Annotated in this window: 16 protein-coding genes; 7 read left to right on the top strand and 9 right to left on the bottom strand. The window is 68.6% G+C overall.

Going from position 1 to position 16,558, the window contains the following annotated elements:
* The first annotated feature begins 93 nt into the window (after positions 1-93).
* Together M4D77_RS20380 and M4D77_RS20375 are read left to right on the top strand one after the other, a co-directional pair.
* Positions 94-2,100 carry a dynamin family protein gene (locus M4D77_RS20380; RefSeq protein WP_259937199.1) on the top strand — a complete coding sequence of 669 codons (2,007 nt, stop codon included), beginning with the start codon at positions 94-96 and terminating at the stop codon, positions 2,098-2,100.
* The gene (locus M4D77_RS20375) at positions 2,097-3,602 is read left to right on the top strand and encodes a dynamin family protein (RefSeq protein ID WP_259937198.1); all 1,506 of its coding nucleotides are present in this window, start codon (positions 2,097-2,099) and stop codon (positions 3,600-3,602) included. The genes M4D77_RS20380 and M4D77_RS20375 overlap by 4 nt, the downstream gene beginning before the upstream one ends.
* Here the strand turns inward: M4D77_RS20375 and M4D77_RS20370 are convergent.
* Positions 3,583-4,125 (bottom strand): hypothetical protein, encoded by a 543-nt coding sequence (locus tag M4D77_RS20370; protein WP_068971385.1) that lies wholly within the window; start codon positions 4,123-4,125, stop codon positions 3,583-3,585. The genes M4D77_RS20375 and M4D77_RS20370 overlap by 20 nt on opposite strands.
* Before the next feature lie 196 nt (positions 4,126-4,321).
* Between M4D77_RS20370 and M4D77_RS20365 the strand changes: the two genes are divergently transcribed.
* Complete coding sequence (locus M4D77_RS20365) at positions 4,322-4,786, top strand: hypothetical protein (protein WP_259937196.1); 465 nt, start codon at positions 4,322-4,324, stop codon at positions 4,784-4,786.
* Between the two features lie 77 nt (positions 4,787-4,863).
* Here M4D77_RS20365 and M4D77_RS20360 read toward each other — a convergent pair whose 3' ends face one another.
* The 4 genes from M4D77_RS20360 to M4D77_RS20345 form a co-directional block, all read right to left on the bottom strand.
* Complete coding sequence (locus tag M4D77_RS20360; protein WP_004021498.1) at positions 4,864-5,289, bottom strand: DUF779 domain-containing protein; 426 nt, start codon at positions 5,287-5,289, stop codon at positions 4,864-4,866.
* A gap of 107 nt (positions 5,290-5,396) precedes the next feature.
* Complete coding sequence (locus M4D77_RS20355) at positions 5,397-6,920, bottom strand: aldehyde dehydrogenase family protein (protein ID WP_004021499.1); 1,524 nt, start codon at positions 6,918-6,920, stop codon at positions 5,397-5,399.
* A gap of 157 nt (positions 6,921-7,077) precedes the next feature.
* Positions 7,078-8,370 carry a GAF domain-containing protein gene (locus M4D77_RS20350; protein WP_259937194.1) on the bottom strand — a complete coding sequence of 431 codons (1,293 nt, stop codon included), beginning with the start codon at positions 8,368-8,370 and terminating at the stop codon, positions 7,078-7,080.
* A gap of 119 nt (positions 8,371-8,489) precedes the next feature.
* The gene (locus M4D77_RS20345; RefSeq protein WP_137810964.1) at positions 8,490-9,317 is read right to left on the bottom strand and encodes a helix-turn-helix domain-containing protein; all 828 of its coding nucleotides are present in this window, start codon (positions 9,315-9,317) and stop codon (positions 8,490-8,492) included.
* Positions 9,318-9,354: 37 nt separating this feature from the next.
* On the opposite strand from M4D77_RS20345, the gene M4D77_RS20340 reads away from it, so the two are divergent.
* Positions 9,355-9,918 (top strand): maleylpyruvate isomerase family mycothiol-dependent enzyme, encoded by a 564-nt coding sequence (locus tag M4D77_RS20340; RefSeq protein ID WP_259937192.1) that lies wholly within the window; start codon positions 9,355-9,357, stop codon positions 9,916-9,918.
* A gap of 382 nt (positions 9,919-10,300) precedes the next feature.
* On the opposite strand, the gene M4D77_RS20335 is transcribed toward M4D77_RS20340, so the two are convergent.
* On the bottom strand, positions 10,301-10,564 hold the full coding sequence (locus M4D77_RS20335; protein ID WP_058253394.1) for a hypothetical protein: 264 nt from the start codon (positions 10,562-10,564) through the stop codon (positions 10,301-10,303).
* Between the two features lie 83 nt (positions 10,565-10,647).
* Here M4D77_RS20335 and M4D77_RS20330 point away from each other — a divergent pair, with 83 nt between their 5' ends.
* Both M4D77_RS20330 and M4D77_RS20325 read left to right on the top strand, forming a co-directional pair.
* On the top strand, positions 10,648-11,055 hold the full coding sequence (locus M4D77_RS20330) for a YccF domain-containing protein (RefSeq protein WP_065631321.1): 408 nt from the start codon (positions 10,648-10,650) through the stop codon (positions 11,053-11,055).
* Positions 11,056-11,421: 366 nt separating this feature from the next.
* Positions 11,422-12,288: an anti-sigma factor gene (locus tag M4D77_RS20325; protein ID WP_137810966.1), complete on the top strand. Its 867-nt coding sequence runs from the start codon at positions 11,422-11,424 to the stop codon at positions 12,286-12,288.
* Between the two features lie 81 nt (positions 12,289-12,369).
* Here the strand turns inward: M4D77_RS20325 and M4D77_RS20320 are convergent, their stop codons facing one another.
* The 3 genes from M4D77_RS20320 to M4D77_RS20310 form a co-directional block, all read right to left on the bottom strand.
* Entirely contained in the window at positions 12,370-13,887 is a 1,518-nt protein-coding gene (locus M4D77_RS20320) for an ATP-dependent DNA ligase (RefSeq protein ID WP_259937190.1), read from the bottom strand.
* Between the two features lie 72 nt (positions 13,888-13,959).
* Complete coding sequence (locus M4D77_RS20315; RefSeq protein ID WP_065631324.1) at positions 13,960-15,327, bottom strand: MFS transporter; 1,368 nt, start codon at positions 15,325-15,327, stop codon at positions 13,960-13,962.
* Positions 15,328-15,435: 108 nt separating this feature from the next.
* Positions 15,436-15,987 (bottom strand): hypothetical protein, encoded by a 552-nt coding sequence (locus tag M4D77_RS20310; protein WP_259937188.1) that lies wholly within the window; start codon positions 15,985-15,987, stop codon positions 15,436-15,438.
* Positions 15,988-16,134: 147 nt separating this feature from the next.
* Here M4D77_RS20310 and M4D77_RS20305 point away from each other — a divergent pair.
* The coding region (locus tag M4D77_RS20305) for a MarR family winged helix-turn-helix transcriptional regulator (RefSeq protein ID WP_259937187.1) at positions 16,135-16,558 on the top strand (424 nt) is incomplete at its 3' end.

Genomic DNA, 16,558 nt, shown 5'->3' with positions numbered 1-16,558 from the left:
TCTCCCGGCACGCTCGCACGCACCGCCCGAACGGGTGCGAAGCCCCGCCGATGCCGACCGGACGGGCCGACTCACCGCTACCGTGAGGACACCATGACCACTCCACCCGCCGAACCACCTCGCGTCGGCCGGCACGCCGCCGATCGGGACGCACCTGGTCCCGCCCCCACGTGGAAGGCAGCAGCCCCGACCGCACCGGCACACGCCGCTGCCCTGCCCCGGCCACCCGCGACCACGGCCCCAGCCCCGGCGACCCCGGCAGTGGCGACCCCGGCACGGACGCAGGTGCCGAACACCATCGGCGACCTGCTGACCACGATGTCCGAGGTGGCCCGGGAGGCGGGCCGTAACGATCTCGTCAGTCGCCTCGACGGCGCGCGCACCCGGATCACCGACCCCCGCCTGCGGATCGTCGTGGTGGGTCAGCTGAAACAGGGCAAGAGCTCGTTCGTCAACGCACTGCTCAACCTGGACGTGTGCTCGGTCGGCGACGACGAGACGACCGCGGTGCCGACGGTCATCTCGCATGCCGCGCAACCGTCGGCCCATCTGGTCGTCGACGGCCCGGCCGCCGACAACCGCATCCCGGTGCCGATGGACGCCATCGCCGGTATCACCCCCGACTCCCCGCTCGCCGGTGGCCGCGAGGTGCTCCGGCTCGAGATCGAGGCACCCGGCCCGTTGCTCGCCGACGGCCTCGTCCTCGTCGACACCCCCGGCGTCGGCGGCCACGGACACCCTTATGCCGCAGCGACTCTGGGCATGGTCGCGGCAGCCGACGCGGTACTCGTCGTGTCGGATGCCAGCCAGGAGTTCACCGCGCCGGAGATGTCCTTCCTCCAGCAGGTCGCCGGACTGTGCCCGACCATCGCGTGCCTCATCACGAAGACCGACCTGTACCCGCACTGGCGGGCCATCGTCGACGCCGACCGCACCCATCTGCACACCGCCGGCCTCGACATCCCGCTGTTGCCCGTCTCATCGGTGCTGCGCACCCACGCGCTGCGGCTCGGCGACGAGAAACTCAACGCCGAGGCCGGGTTCCTCGATCTGTACCGGTACCTGCGCGAGCGCGTGGTGTCCACCGCACGACAGGCGACCCGGACCACCGTCGCCACCGATCTGCGCGTCGTCAGCGAACATCTCGCGCTCACCCTGGGCAGCGAACTCGCCGCCCTGCGCGATCCGGAGACCGCCGGCCGCGCCGTCGGCGCGCTCCGGGAGGCGAAGTCCGACGCGGAGGCCATGCGACGTCAGTCCGCTCAGTGGCAGCAGACGCTGGCCGACGGCATCGCCGACCTCGCCGCCGACATCGACCACGACCTGCGGGACCGTCTCCGCGCGGTCACCCGGGAAGCCGAACGGGCCATCGACGAGGGCGATCCGGGGGTCGACTGGGAACAGCTGAGCGAGTGGCTGGCCGATCAGACCGCCGCCGTCATCGGTGACAACTTCGTCTGGGCGCATGAGCGATCGGTGTGGCTCGCCGAGCGGGTGGCCGACCACTTCGCGGCGGCCGGCCAGAACTCGCTGCCCGACATCGACGTCGCCGATCTGACCGGTGTGCTCGATTCCGTGGCCGAGCTCGCCGAACTCGACAGCGGCAGAGTCGGTCTCGCCCAGAAGCTGTTGATCGGCATGCGCGGTTCGTACGGCGGTGTGCTGATGTTCGGACTCATCTCGACGATGGTCGGCATGGCGCTCATCAACCCGGTGTCCGTCGGCGCCGGTCTGTTGCTCGGCACCAAGGCGTACCGGGATGACAAGGAGGCGAAGGTCCTCGAACGCCGCGCCAAGGCGAAGGTCGCGGTGCGCGCGTTCACCGACGACGTCAGCTTCCAGGTCGGCAAGGAATCCCGCGACCGGCTGCGGGTCATCCAGCGAGTCCTCCGCGATCACTTCACCTCGGTCGCCGAACAGACCGCACGCTCGATCTCGGAATCCCTCAGTGCCGCACAGTCTGCCGCGACCCTCGCCGATTCGGAGCGATCCGGACGCGTCGCCGAACTCGAGTCCCGGCTCACCGCGGTCGCCGCGCTGCGCAAGGCGGCCGATCATCTCGACCCGGAGGAACCCGCTGCGGAGCTCCCGCGCCGATGACCGACATCGCCCGCGTCCGAGGGTTTCTCGACGCCACCCGCACCGCCCTCGCCGACGACCCGCACGCACAGGCCGAGCTCGACGTGTGCGCCCACCGGTTGTACCAACCGGTGCGGGTCGCCCTGGCCGGTTCGCTCAAAGCTGGCAAGTCGACGCTGCTGAACGCCCTTGTGGGACAGGACATCGCCCCCACCGATGCCACCGAGTGCACGCGGGTCGTCACCTGGTACCGCAACGGCCGGTCGCCGTCGGTCACCGCACACGTCGACGACGGTCGCGCGGTGGGCATCCCGGTCACCCGCATCGACGGTCGACTGGGCTTCGATTTCGGGCGACTCACCGCCGATCGCGTCGACCGTCTGGACGTCGAATGGCCCGCGCGTGCCCTGCAGTCGACGACCATCGTCGACACCCCGGGCACGGCGTCCTTGTCGACGGAGTTGTCCGCGTCGACAATCCGGCTCCTCACCCCCGACGACGGTCAGTCCGGCGTGGACGCCGTCGTCTACCTGTTGCGTTCACTGACCGCCACCGACACGACGATGCTGCGCCGCATCGGGTCGGCCATCGGCGGATCGTCGGGCCCGCTGGGTGTCATCGGCGTCGTCTCCCGCGCGGACGAGCTCGGTGCCGGCCGGATGGATGCGATGATCTCCGCGCACCAGATCGCCGGACGGTTCGCCGGCGAGCTCGAACGCACGGGCCTGTGCCAGGCGGTCGTGCCGGTGGCGGGACTGCTGGCACTGGCCGCCCGCACCATGCGGGAGGTCGAGTTCCGCGCGCTGGCACACCTGGCCGCGACCCCGGCACCCGAGCTCGAGGCGGCCTTGCTGACGATGGACCGGTTCTCCCGGCCGGACATCCTGCCCGACATACCCGCCGAGCTGCGGCGTTCGCTGGCCGAACGCTTCGGCGCCTTCGGCATCCGAATGGCGGTCAGGCTCATCCGGTTCGGCGCGAGCTCCTCGTCGGCGCTGGCCGCCGAACTCGTCGAGCGCAGCGGACTCGCGGAGTTGAGCGCCATCATCGACACCCAATTCGGGCAGCGCGCGGACCAGCTCAAGTCCCATTCGGCGCTGGTGACGATGGATCACCTCCTGGCCGCGTCATCGTCGGCGGGGGCGCGTGAAGTCCGGGCCGCGGTTCGCCGGGAACTCGCGGACGTCCACGGTTTCCGAGAGCTGCGTCTGCTCGGCACCATCCGGGCCGGGGGCGTCGACCTCCCCGCTGACCAGACGGCCGAGATCACCCGGCTCATCGGCGGGTCGGGCATCGATCCCGCGGCCCGCCTCGGACTGCCCGCGACCGCCGACGTGTACACACTGCGGGACGCCGCGATCGACGCCGCGCGGACCTGGCGGGCACGTGCCGGCCACCCGCTCCTCGCGCCGGCCTCGGCGTCGGCATGTCAGGTCGCGGTGCGTAGTGCCGAGGGTATCGTCGCCCAACTCGGTGAGGCGGTCCGGAGCGGCGGCCAGGGTTTCAGCGCAGGGATGCCGTGACCGACCGGGTGTAGGACGCTCCGGTGGCGACGACCGCGACAAGCGCGGCCGCCGCCGGAACCCACTGTGCGACAACCGGTAAACCGGCGTCGGAGAGTGCTGTCGCGGACGGGTTGACCGTGAGATGGAAGGCCACGGCGCCCGCCACCGCGACGACGGCGCCGACCGTCAGGATGCTCCGGCCGGACCGTCGACTGTCCCAGAGTCGCGCGGACCCGTACAGCCCGAGGAGCACGACGACCAGTGCGATCGCCCCGCCCACCATCAACGAGATGTCCACGGCGCGTGCGGCATCGGTCCCGCTGCCCGGATTGGTCCGGACGAGATCGGCGGCCAGAACGGCCCGAATGTCGTTCAGCGACACCAGCGTCAGGCCGACGGTCACCACGACCAGGGCCACCGACACCAACCAGCCGAGGATCACATAGCGAGTGACCGGGGAGCGTCCGACCGGCCGCTGCGGGCGCAGCGGCGTGACGGCGACGCGTGGGCGGGGCGGTGGGGAGCCGTCGGCGTTCGACATCCCTCGATGGTAGTTGCCCCGACGACTCCCACCCGTCGAACTCGGCGCATCCTCGTGTCCGGGTCCGCATGTCCCCCGATCGGTGGATGCAGCGTTCACCCCCACCATCACCCGGTCAGCGGAAACCACCACACCCACATCCCGAGGAAAGTCAGTGGTGTCACCACAACAACCCCCACACCACCGGGAGCACACCATGAAGACCACCACCCGCATCGCCACCGCCACCCTCGGACTAGCCGCCGCAACAGGCATCGCCCTCGGCGCCGCCGGAGCCGCCCACGCCGGCACCCTCCCGGTCACCCGACCCGGCGAACCCACCGTCGCCATGACCATCACCAACCACACCGACAAGCCCGAATACCTCCAAGGCGCCAACGCCGACGGCGGCCAATGGGTCAACGCACCCCAACACATCCTCTACCCCGGCGCCACCGAAACCATCACCGCCACCGCACCCTTCACCAACCACCTCGACGTCAACGCCATCTACCGCATCGGCCCCTTCGGCCCCACCGCCAACTACCAACTCACCAACCACCCCCACAACGTCAACACCGCCATGAGCACCATCTGGGGACCCCACGCCCAGAACTACTGGATGAACAACCACATCGACACCGGATACCCCCAGGTCAACGTGGGCTTCGACCAGTGGTGAACCAGCCCGGACAGACACAGAATGCGTCGTCCGTATCGGATTTCGATACGGACGACGCATTCTGTGTGGGGTCGAGCTCAGGGGCCGGCGGTGGCCCCCGTCAGCGGCGGCGACGCCTCCAGGATCTCGTTCTCCTCATCGGTGAAAGTTCGTGCACGCGAGAGGAACCGGACGCCTTCCGGCGCCTCGAGACTGAATCCGGCGCCACGACCCTTCACGACGTCGAGGATCAGCTGGGTGTGCTTCCACAGCTCGAACTGGTCACCGTTGATCCAGACCCGTACAGCCGGAATGGGTTCGGGGAGTTCGATCTCGCCGACCAGCACATCCCGCTGGCCCACTCGATACTCCCCGACCGGGTAACACATCGGGGCCGAGCCGTCACAGCACCCACCGGACTGGTGGATCATGAGGCCGCCGTGCAGCTCCGACAACTTGGTCAGGAGCTGCACGGCGGAGTCTGTGGCGACCACGCGATCAGGAACACTCTGCTCGGCGGTCATCGTCAATCACCTTCTCTTCGCTTGTACTTGCACCGCTCACGATGGGCGCAGCCGGCCCCTCTCCGCTCCCTGAGGTGCGAGGAGCGATAGCGACGAGCCTCGAAGGGTCAGAAGAAACCCTTGGCGCTCTGAGCGTAACCGACCAGGAGGTTCTTGGTCTGCTGGTAGTGCTCGAGCATCATGAGGTGGTTCTCGCGACCGATACCGGACTGCTTGTACCCGCCGAAGGCGGCGTGCGCCGGGTAGTCGTGGTAGGTGTTCGTCCACACCCGGCCGGCCTGGATCTCGCGGCCCGCCCGGTAGGCGGTCGCACCGTCACGGCTCCACACGCCGGCGCCGAGCCCGTAGAGCGTGTCGTTGGCGATGTGCATGGCGTCGGCGAAGTCCTTGAAGGTGGTGACCGCGAGGACCGGGCCGAAGATCTCTTCCTGGAAGATGCGCATCTTGTTGTTGCCCTGGAAGACAGTCGGTTTGATGTAGAAGCCGCCGGCCAGATCGCCGTCGAGTTCGGCTGCCTCGCCGCCGATCAGCACCTCGGCGCCCTCGTCCTTGCCGATGGCGAGGTAGGAGGAGATCTTCTCGAACTGATCGTTGGAGGCCTGCGCGCCCATCATCGTGTCGGTGTCGAGGGGGTTGCCCTGCTTGATCTTTCCGACGCGGTCGACGGCCTTGGCGATGAACTCGTCGTAGATGTCCTGCTGGATGAGCGCGCGGCTGGGGCAGGTGCACACCTCGCCCTGGTTGAGCGCGAACATCGAGAAGCCTTCCAGCGCACGGTCGAGGAACCCGTCGTCGGCGGACATCACGTCGTTGAAGAAGATGTTCGGGCTCTTGCCGCCCAGCTCGAGGGTGACCGGGATCAGGTTCTCCGAGGCGTACTGCATGATGAGCCGGCCGGTGGTGGTCTCACCGGTGAACGCGATCTTGCGGATACGGTTGCTCGACGCGAGCGGCTTGCCCGCCTCGACGCCGAACCCGTTGACCACGTTGAGGACTCCGGCGGGAAGCAGGTCGCTGATGAGGCTGACCAGGTACAGGATCGACGCGGGTGTCTGCTCGGCGGGCTTGAGCACGACCGCGTTGCCGGCGGCGAGCGCGGGCGCCAGCTTCCACACCGCCATCAGGATCGGGAAGTTCCAGGGGATGATCTGGCCGACGACGCCGAGCGGCTCGTGGAAGTGGTAGGCGACGGTGTCCTCGTCGACCTCGGAGATCGAGCCCTCCTGGGCGCGGAGGGCGCCGGCGAAGTAGCGGAAGTGGTCGATGGCCAGCGGGATGTCGGCGGCCATGGTCTCGCGGACGGCCTTGCCGTTGTCCCAGGTCTCGGCGACGGCGAGCTTCTCGAGGTTCTCCTCCATGCGATCGGCGATGCGCAGCAGGGCCAGCGAGCGCTCGGCGACGGGGGTCTTGCCCCATCCGGGTGCGGCCTTGTGGGCGGCGTCGAGCGCGAGGTCGATGTCCTCGGCGGTCGAGCGTGCGACCTCGCAGAAGATCTTGCCGTCGACGGGCGACGGGTTCTCGAAGTACTGACCCTTCACCGGCGGGGTCCACTGTCCGCCGATCCAGTTGTCGTAGCGCGACTCGTAGCTCATCACCGAGCCATCGGCACCCGGCTTTGCGAAGACGGTCATGGTTGCTCCTTGCGTGTGGGCCTCAAGCTGAGGACGCTCTGCGGATGTCACACGGGACACCGGAGGCGTCCGTTGTGATCTGCTCCACACTCTAGGAGCGGGGTGGTTGCACAAGCGTTGCAACGTTGGCCACCAGCTGTTCACGCAGCTCAGCCGGTTACGCCCCGTACCGCTTGTCCAGGAGTCGGATGCGTCCGCCGACGACGGCCCGGTCGGGATCGCCGACCGGCAGGCGGTGTTCGAGGCGGCGCCAGGCGGCGAGGTCGTCGCGTCCGTGGGTCGACGACGTCCACCGGCGGAGGGCCGCGACGTCGCCGGACGCGAAGAGACGTGACCGCAGATCTTCCCGGAGTTCCTCGAAGATGTCGACGATGCCCGGCGCGCTCGACTCGGCGAGCAGTCCGCCGCGACCGAGGTCGTCGACCACCGACGCGAGATCCGTACCCGACGCGATGCGCGACCGGAGGGCGTCGACGTCGGAGGTGATGTCGAGAGTGAGGCGGTAGGGCCTGCTTGCCACGACGTCAGCACCGAGGTCGCGGCGGAGCCGGGAGATCTCGGCTCGCACCGTGACCGGGTCGAGCCCGTCCTCGGCCAGCTTGAGCGCGAGCTGCTCGGTGTTCAGTCCTTCCGGAAATGCTTGTAGCAGAACGAGTATCTCCGCATGTCGACGGGACAGCGTGCGGGCGCCCGGCCCGTCGGCGACTCGGTGCCAGCGTCCCGAACCGTCTCCGAGGACGGTGAGATGCGCCGCGCCCTGCGGTCTGGGCGCCGAATCGAAGGTGGACGGGTCGCCGAGGTCGACAGCACCCGCCCGCAGTTCACGCTCGACGGCCGCGACCACCGAGCGGACGGCCGCCAGCGCGAACGGTGCCGCGACCTCACGTCCACCGGTCACGTCGATGACACCGATCACGTGCCCGGTCAGCGGGTCGTGCACGGGCGCCGCGGCACAGCTCCACTCCTGCACGGGGCCGGCGAAGTGTTCGGGTCCGACGACCTGTACGCCTCGGTCGACGGCCAGCGCGAGTCCCGGGGCATTGGTGCCGACGACCTCTTCGCTCCACACCGTGCCCTCGACGAAGTTGATGTGACCGGCCCGATCGCGGGCGGCCGTGTCGCCCTCGATCCACAGCAGGCGCCCGGCCTGATCCGTCAGCGCGACGACGACACCGGTGTCGGCGATGGCGTCGACCATCAGGGACTGCACCAACGGCCGGACGGCGGTGATGGGATGCGCGGCGCGGTAGGCGGCGAACTCCGCAGGCGACATCGTAGAGGCACGATCGCCGTTCGGGGTCGCGTCGCTGGGGTCCACTCCGCCGGTCAGGGACCTCGCCCACGAGTCGCGGACGATCGACCGAACCGCATCGGCGGGCGGATTGCCGCCGGAGAGGAAGTCCTCGTACGCCCGGCGGATGCGCGTGGCCACCGAAGCCGCGTCTGTCATGCACCCTCCGTACGATCAGCCGAGTCGATTGCCCGATATGTCGACGATTCTGCCTGCCGCGATGTGATCTCGGCAACAACCACCGAGCTGGTCGTCGCCGGTGAAGGACCGCACCCGGCCTAACCGAACCGCGCGGAGAACGTCCGCGGGGTCATACCGGTGACGGTCTTGAAGTCACGCACGAAGTGCGCCTCGTCGGCGTAGGACAGCTCCGCCGCCAGCGAGGCGAGCGTCCCCGACCGGTCGCGCAGCCGCTCGGCCGCCTCGTGGAGCCGTCGACGTTGGATGAGCCACTTCGGGGTGAGACCGAGACGACGCCGGGTCAGCCGCTGCAGGCTGCGTTCGGTGAGGTGGAATCGCTCGCAGATCTGCGCGACCGCCACCACCGACGAATCGGTTTCCACGTACTCCACGATCGCGTTGATCAGCCGGCCGTCGTCGTCGAGCGGGAGATATGACCGCAGCCAATCCTCGACGCGGCCGGTCGCAGAACGCTGGGTTGTCTCGACCCCGGGTTCGACAGCCATCACCGACCGCACCGACCGCTCGAGGTCGGTGCCCCGCTCACCGAAGACCTCGGACAGTTCGGCATGCCGATCGGTCCATTTCCCGACGTCGCCGGTCAGCACTCCCCCGGCTGCCGGCGTGAGCATCACCCCGACTGCCCAGCCGTCGCCGGTCAGCACCGTCTCCGACAACCCGGTCACCACGCCGTAGAAGCGGGCGTAGGTGTTGCTGACGACGATGAGGCAGACGGGATACTGCAGGACGCGCTGCGGCGCCTCCGCCCCGGGCGGGACCCACCACACCGGGACCCAGAAGCGGCGCACCAGTTCGTCCAGATCGGGGCTCGGCGCCCACCGTCCGATGCGAAAGCTCGCGTCCGACGGGTCGATGAGGTGCGCGCGCTCGACGTCGTCGAGCCGCGCCGGATTGTCGGGTTTCATCAATCACCGTCCCGTGGTCTCGCGGTTGACTCTCATCATGACCGCAATCAACGACACCTCACCATTGCTCGACCACTACGTCCGCCTCGCCGACGGCTTCGCCACCGTCCTCGATGACGCGCCCGCCGGCACCTGGACCGCGGACTCGCCGTGCGAGGGATGGACCGGACGCGACGTCGTCGGCCACGTCATCGACACCCAGCGCGAGTTCTTCGCACGCCACGACATCGATGCCGGACCGGCACCCTCGCTCGACGACCCGGCCGCCGCCTGGCACACCCACCGCGACACCGTCGCCGGGCTGCTCGCCGACCCGACCGTCGGCGAACGCACCTTCGACGGACACTTCGGACCGACCACGATCGGCGAGACCCTCATCCGCTTCTACGGTTTCGACATGGTCGCCCACCGCTGGGACATCGCCCGCGCAGCCGGTGCCGACCATCGGTTCTCCGACGACGACCTGTCCGAGATGGAAGCCGCTATCGACGGTTTCGGCGACGCGATCTACTCCGAAGGCGTGTGTCGCAAGGTCGAGATCCCGGCCGGCGCCGATCGTCAGACGACGCTGCTCGCCCGTTTGGGTCGCGTCGCGTCCTGAGGTCCCTGCGGGGACCAGACGCCCGCTTCTGCCCCCTGAGGTGCGAGCCTCCCCTTGCTCCCTGCGGTGCGAGCCTCCCCAAGCTCCCTGCGGTGCGAGTCTCCTCTTGCTCCCTGAGGTGCGAGCCTCCCCTTGCTCCCTGCGGTGCGAGTCTCCTCTTGCTCCCTGAGGTGCGAGGAGCGATAGCGACGAGCCTCGAAGGGCCTGGTGAGCGTGCCTCACCAGGACCCTTCGTGACGCGGCCTCCGCAAGCTCCGGCCGCTCCTCAGGGAGCGGGGGCGGGCCTAGCCCGCAACTCAACAGCGCTGAGCGGGGCCTCGCTCAGCGCTGAGGGAGCGAGGGCGGGCGCCGCACGCACCGAGGGAGCGGCGGTGCGCAGAACTCACGGAATCCAGCCGTTGTGCCGCGGGTAGCGCGCGCGGAGGTGGCCGTAGACGTAGGTGCTCGCGAGCAGCGCGATGCCGGCACCGATCGACGGCCAGAGGAACGCGTTGTCGAGCGAATCGCGGACCGCCGCGACGGCCCAGCCGATCACGAACAGCACGAGCGCGATGGTCGCCAGAATGCGGATCACGAGGACGACCGTGGCGAGCACCGCCCACACCGCCTCACGCGCCCGCCCCGGACTTCCCGCCACGTCGGTCATCGTAATGTCGGGCCGGGCCGCGGGCAGGCCTCGCGCGTCTCGCATTTGTCCCCACCGGTCGGTGCCGCATGGACAATGGTGGGATGAAGACCATCCTCAACGTCATCTGGCTCGTCCTGTGCGGACTGTGGATGGCGATCGGCTACGTCGTCGCCGGCATCATCTGCTGCATCCTGATCATCACGATCCCGTTCGGCATCGCCTCGTTCCGGATGGCGAGCTACGCGCTCTGGCCCTTCGGACGAACTGTCATCCGCAAGCCGACCGCGGGCGTCGCGTCGACCATCGGCAACGTCATCTGGATCATCGTGGCCGGGTTGTGGCTCGCGATCGGGCACATCACCACCGGCATCGCGATGTGCCTCACGATCATCGGCATCCCCCTCGGCATCGCGAGTTTCAAGATGGTGCCGGTGTCGCTTCTGCCCCTCGGCGCCGAGATCGTCCCGACCGATCAGCAGATGCCCGGCGGTACGCCGGTGCGGATGTGATCCACCGAACGTCGCGCTGACCTCCCCCGACCCATCCGCCACCCAACCCATCCGGGACGCCGATGGATCCGAACAGGTGGCATGACACTCGGGTCCCAGACTGACGTCGCGAGCGCGTGGCTCGGCACGGACGCGACGCTGCCGCCGGTGGCGACCGCCTGTCTCTCGCTGTACGCGACCGGCGCCCGACTCCACCAGGAGTCGTTCAGCCGACGGCCCGAGTACCCCGGACACCATCCGCGCACGTCATACTTCTTGCCGCAGCCTCGTTGCCTCCGGGCCCACGCGGAAACGTGACGCCCGCCCGCCGAGAGCGGCGTTCGGAGGGACAGCAACAGATCGTTCGACGACGGCAGGAGGCACGTGATGGCTGATCATCTCGATCCCGACGCTGCCGAATTGCTGGAGATGGCACCCCTGGTCGCGCTCGACGCACTGTCCGCCGACGAATTGCGCGACGTCCAGGCTCGGGTCGCGGCCGCGCCGCAGGATCTTCAGACCTTGTTCGACAAGCAGGTCCGCGCGACCCGCGAGGCGCTGGCCGCGATGAGCAAGACGACGGCCACGCCGCCTCCGCCGACGCTCCGTGACCGCATCCTCTCCGCTGCGCGCGCCGACGCCGGTCTCGACGCGCCGGACGTCGCCGCCCCGGGCGCCGAGGCGCCGACCGGGCCGGGATCGCCGCCTCCGCAGCAGCAATCCGCGCCTGCCGCATCCGATCCGAGCGTTCCCGCCCCCGTGACGCCGACGGTCGGATCGGACGACCGACGGCGCTTGCCTCGCCGCTGGACGTATCTCGCCGCCGCGGCGGTGGCGGCCGTCGCCATCGGCGCCGCCGGGTGGGTCATGGGAGAGTCGAGCTCGCCGGAACCGGAGGTCCGCCCACTGGCCTCACCGGCCGAACAGGTCTTCTCCGCGGAGGACCTGCGGTCGACGGGCGGCCCGGTAGCTACCGGCAATGTCACCGTCTATCTCGCCAAGTCGGCGGATACCGGTGTACTGGTGATGGATTCGGTCCCGCCACCACAGCCGGGGACCGTCTACCAGATGTGGCTCATCGGGCCGGGCGGCGCTCGCTCGGCCGGCACGATGACCGACCAGGACGTCGAACCGGTCACCACCGCCGTGCTCTCCGGGATCAACGACGCCTCGACGCTCGCGTTCACCGTCGAACCGCCCGGCGGTTCGGACCGTCCCACCACCACCCCTGTCGCCCAGCTGTCGTTGCTCTGAGCATCTCGCCGAAAACCACCCTGTGGAACCGGAAACGCGACGCATCGTCGGCTGTCCGTTTCCTACGGGTGGTTTTCGGACTCACTTCAACAGCGCGCGGATCGCCTCGATGCTGTCGGCTTGCGCGGGAGTCTTGTCCGGGCGGTAACGCACCACGCGCGCGAAGCGCAGCGCGACTCCGCCCGGATATCTTGAACTCCGTTGCGCGCCATCGAGTTCGATCTCGACGACGATCTCCGGACGCAGGTACACCGTGTACGAGTCCCGGTGCGTCTCGTGCTTCGGGAACTCCTCGGTCTGCCAGCGCAACAGCTCGTCCGTCAGGCCCTTGAACGTCTTGCCGACCATCACGAGCTCGCCCGTCTCGGGATCGCGGGCGCCGAGATGCAGATTCGACAGCCACCCCGACCGCCGGCCCGAGCCCCATTCGGCACCGAGCACCACCAGATCGAACGTGTGCGTCGGTTTGACCTTCTGCCAGGCCTTTCCGCGGCGACCCGCCACATACAGGCCGTCGAGCGACTTCACCATCACACCCTCGTGACCGTCGGCCATCGCGGCGTCGAAGTGGCTGCGGGCCTCCTCGACGCTCGGCCGGGTGACCGCGGGGATTCGCAACTGCGGCGCGATCGAGTCGATCGCAGCGAGCCGCTCGGACAGCGGCCGGTCGATGAGGTCGACGCCGTCGAGATGGAGGCAGTCGAAAAAGAACGGCTTCAGCAGGCGTTCGGGTTCGCCGGCCGCGGTGGGTCCAGAGCCGAAGCGGCTCATGGTGTCCTGGAACGACCGTGGGCGCCCGTCGTCGGAGAGCATCAACGTCTCGCCGTCGAGGATGACCGAATCGCAGGGCAGGGAGGCGATCACCGAGACGAGGTCGGGGACGTTCGCCGTCACGTCGCGCAGCGTGCGGGTGAACACCGAGATCTCGGCTCCGTTGCGGTGCACCTGGATTCGGGCCCCGTCGAGTTTGTAGTCGACGACGAGGTCGGGCCCGAGGAGCGCAAGTGCGGAGTCGAGGTCGTCGGCGGGTGTCGCGAGCATCGGTTCGACGGCGCGTCCGACCTCCAGGCCGACCCCCGCCAGCGACTCCGCGCCGAACCGGGCCAGCGCGGCGGTGACCGGCAGCGAACCGGTCAGCATGTTCGCGCGGCGCACCAGAGCCAGATCCTGGCCGGTGACCTTCGCGATGGCGTCGGTCATGACACCGGCCAGCGCCCCCTGCCGCAATTCACCGGTGAGCAGTGCCACGAGGAACTTCTGCTCGGACTCGGTCGACGCGGCGAACAACGACGCGATGATCTCGCCGCGCCGCTTCGTCGAACCCGGACCCGACGCGGACGCGAGCTCGCCGAGCGCGGCGTCGACGGCAGCGACCTCGAGGGTCGGCGAATCGGCCGGTGGTGCCATCAGTTTGGACAGGGACCGCCACCCGACGCCGAGCCTGCCCTGCGGGATCTCCCCCGACAGCCAGGCGACGACGACCGGCAGTTCCTCGTCGGTCGCCTGGGAGAGCGCCTCGGCGAGCACCGTCGTCTTCCGTATCCGCGACCGGTCTCGCGCGACATCCGCGGAGGTCTCGACGACGTCGATCAGCCTCATGTCGCCTCACCTGCTGCCGGACGCGCATTCACCTGTCCGACGGTACGCCGAGCCCCCGACAACCCGTCCTGCTCAGACCTCGGTGAGGTCGACGGACTTGGTCTCACGGACGCTGAGCAGGGCGATCATCGTGGCGCAGGCGGCGACCGCGAGATACACGCCCACCCAGCCGACGCCGTAGTCGGCGACGATCCACGTCGCGATGAACGGGGCCACGGCGGCGCCGAGGATGGACGCCACGTTGTAGGCCACGCCCGAACCCGTGTAGCGCACGTTGGTCGGGAACAGCTCGGGCAGGATCGCGCTCATCGGCCCGAAGGTGAGACCCATCAGCGTCATTCCCAGGATCAGGAAGAACAGCATCATGCCGTCGGTCATCGACGCCGGGTCGAGCAGCCACTGGAAGCACAGACCGAAGACGATGATCGCCGCGGTGATCACGATGAGGAAGGCGCGGCGGCCGTACCGGTCGGCGAGGCGGCCCGAGATCGGCACGCACGCGGCGAAGAACAGGACCGCGACGAGCTGCAGCTGCAGGAAGTCGACGTAGCTGATGGAGAGCTTCACACCCGATTCGTCGGTCACCTTGCCGGTGCCGTAGGAGATCACCCAGGTGGTCACGATGTAGAACAGCGTGTACGTCGCGACCATGATGAACGTGCCCGCGATGAGCGGACGCCAGCTGGTCTTGACGACCTCGGCCAGCGGCGCCTTGACCTTCTTGCCGTCCGCGACGGCCTTAGCGAACACCGGTGTCTCGGTGAGCTTCAGACGCACGTACAACCCGACGGCCACCATGATCGCACTGGCCAGGAACGGGATTCGCCAGCCCCAGGTCATGAAGGCGTGGTCGGGGTCGGCGGTCGCGGCATCGAAATCGAGGGCGAGCATCAGCAGCAGGAAGGTGCCGTTGGCGAAGAAGAACCCGATCGGCGCACCCAGCTGCGGCCACATCGCGGCCCACGCCCGTTTGCCCTTCTCGGCCGTCTCGGTGGCGAGAAGCGCTGCGCCCGACCACTCCCCGCCCAGCCCGAGGCCCTGGCAGAACCGCATCAGCGCAAGCAGCGCGGGCGCGAGGTAACCGACGGAATCGTAGGTGGGCAGCAGGCCGATGACGAAGGTCGCGATGCCCATGGTGAGCAGCGACCCGACCAAGGTCGCCTTACGTCCGATGCGATCGCCGAAGTGCCCGAACAGGATCGAGCCGATGGGCCGCGCCACGAACGCGAGGCCGAAGGTCGCGAACGACGACAGCAGCGCCGCGGTGTCGTCCCCCTTGGGGAAGAACAGCACCGGGAACACGAGGACCGCGGCCGTGGCATAGATGTAGAAGTCGAAGAACTCGATGCTCGTCCCGATCATCGACGCGACCACGATGCGGCTGCGGGGTACCGGCGCCTGATCGGGATGGTCGATGTTGCGGACCGCGGAATCGCTCATTCGCGCGACGTTACGCCTGCGGCTCGAGCGATCGATTCCGACCCCTGAGAGAAAGCTGAGCGGACCGCGACACCCAGCGGACGCGGCATCGCAGTCCAACCCGACTGCTCACTTGTCCCGGTGTGGACCCGTCAGTTGGACGAGGACGTCGACTGCCGTTGCCAGATCGGCATCCTCGAGGTCCGAGAGCATCGTCTGTACGACCCCTCGGACGATGTCGGGTCGCGGCTGGTACCGGATGTCGATTGCGGTCGCGATGTTCCACGTGAGCAGGAAGGCATCGCGGACCGCGTGGTCGTAGAGCGCTCGCACAGTTGTGTGGGTGCCGTCGAGGTCGACGACCCGTTGCGTGTCGAGGACTTCGGCGAAGGCGGCGACCAGCAGGTCGGCACTTCGACGGTATCGGTGTTCGAATCCGCCTCCGTACTGGTCCGCCACCAGCGGGAACGATGCCCTGTCCATCGGTGCAGCTCGCCGAGAGTTCAGCTCCTCGCCGGTGAGGAGCGCTGTGAGACGCGTGTTTCGTTCGACGGCGGCCAGGTATAGATCACCGAGGTCGCCCGACCCCGAAGTGGTCCGGATGCCCATGTCGCCGACTGTCATCTCCGAGACATGCGCACCCACATCGTCAGTGACCGCCCGCAAAGCCGGTGTGTCCATTCGACGCCCCTTCTTCCAGACAATGCCCGATCAATCTGTCGATCAGGCCCGGTGGACCGCGATGATGAGAGGATGCTCCCGCACCGCACGGGAGAAGCCGTTCGCAGCGATCGTCTACCACGGTAGACGATCGCAGAGGGGATGTCGATGGTGAACGACGACAGGGGCTCGGGCGCAGAGCCCGATCTCGGCGCACTTCTCGGGCGACTGATACCGCATCTGATGACCCGCGAGGAGCCGATCCTCCGGGCCGCCGGGCTGTCGATGTGGGAGTACGCCATCGTGCGCGAGGTCGCTGCGACACCGGCAGTGTCGCAGCGTGAGTTGTCCGAACGCACCGGGCGAGATCCGACACGGCTCGGCAAGCACCTGGACGAACTCCAACGGCGGGGCATCGTGTCCAGGGACAGGTCGGGGAGTCGTCGCCAGTGGACCGTCTCGATCACGACGGAGGGGCGTTCACTACTCGACGGCGTCCGGGCCGAGATCCGGGCCGTGGAAGACGAGCTACTCAGCGGCGCCATGCCGGACAGTCAGGCGGCGACCTTCCGGCGGTTGCTGAAAAGCCTTG

The sequence above is a fragment of the Gordonia sp. p3-SID1431 genome (genome assembly GCF_025143765.1).
In the GTDB taxonomy this organism is placed as follows: Bacteria; Actinomycetota; Actinomycetes; order Mycobacteriales; family Mycobacteriaceae; genus Gordonia; species Gordonia hongkongensis.
Note: the sequence above shows the minus strand (reverse complement) of the source record. Positions and strands in the feature narration are given on the sequence as shown.

What these genes read in the sequence shown, in the direction of transcription:
- M4D77_RS20375 (WP_259937198.1), top strand. Translation starts at nt 2,097, where the DNA reads ATGACCGACATCGCCCGCGTCCGAGGGTTTCTCGACGCCACCCGCACC.
- M4D77_RS20330 (WP_065631321.1), top strand. Translation starts at nt 10,648, where the DNA reads ATGAAGACCATCCTCAACGTCATCTGGCTCGTCCTGTGCGGACTGTGG.
- M4D77_RS20320 (WP_259937190.1), bottom strand. Translation starts at nt 13,887, where the DNA reads ATGAGGCTGATCGACGTCGTCGAGACCTCCGCGGATGTCGCGCGAGAC.
- M4D77_RS20335 (WP_058253394.1), bottom strand. Translation starts at nt 10,564, where the DNA reads ATGACCGACGTGGCGGGAAGTCCGGGGCGGGCGCGTGAGGCGGTGTGG.
- M4D77_RS20365 (WP_259937196.1), top strand. Translation starts at nt 4,322, where the DNA reads ATGAAGACCACCACCCGCATCGCCACCGCCACCCTCGGACTAGCCGCC.
- M4D77_RS20370 (WP_068971385.1), bottom strand. Translation starts at nt 4,125, where the DNA reads ATGTCGAACGCCGACGGCTCCCCACCGCCCCGCCCACGCGTCGCCGTC.
- M4D77_RS20325 (WP_137810966.1), top strand. Translation starts at nt 11,422, where the DNA reads ATGGCTGATCATCTCGATCCCGACGCTGCCGAATTGCTGGAGATGGCA.
- M4D77_RS20350 (WP_259937194.1), bottom strand. Translation starts at nt 8,370, where the DNA reads ATGACAGACGCGGCTTCGGTGGCCACGCGCATCCGCCGGGCGTACGAG.
- M4D77_RS20315 (WP_065631324.1), bottom strand. Translation starts at nt 15,327, where the DNA reads ATGAGCGATTCCGCGGTCCGCAACATCGACCATCCCGATCAGGCGCCG.
- M4D77_RS20310 (WP_259937188.1), bottom strand. Translation starts at nt 15,987, where the DNA reads ATGGACACACCGGCTTTGCGGGCGGTCACTGACGATGTGGGTGCGCAT.
- M4D77_RS20340 (WP_259937192.1), top strand. Translation starts at nt 9,355, where the DNA reads ATGACCGCAATCAACGACACCTCACCATTGCTCGACCACTACGTCCGC.
- M4D77_RS20360 (WP_004021498.1), bottom strand. Translation starts at nt 5,289, where the DNA reads ATGACCGCCGAGCAGAGTGTTCCTGATCGCGTGGTCGCCACAGACTCC.
- M4D77_RS20345 (WP_137810964.1), bottom strand. Translation starts at nt 9,317, where the DNA reads ATGAAACCCGACAATCCGGCGCGGCTCGACGACGTCGAGCGCGCGCAC.
- M4D77_RS20380 (WP_259937199.1), top strand. Translation starts at nt 94, where the DNA reads ATGACCACTCCACCCGCCGAACCACCTCGCGTCGGCCGGCACGCCGCC.
- M4D77_RS20355 (WP_004021499.1), bottom strand. Translation starts at nt 6,920, where the DNA reads ATGACCGTCTTCGCAAAGCCGGGTGCCGATGGCTCGGTGATGAGCTAC.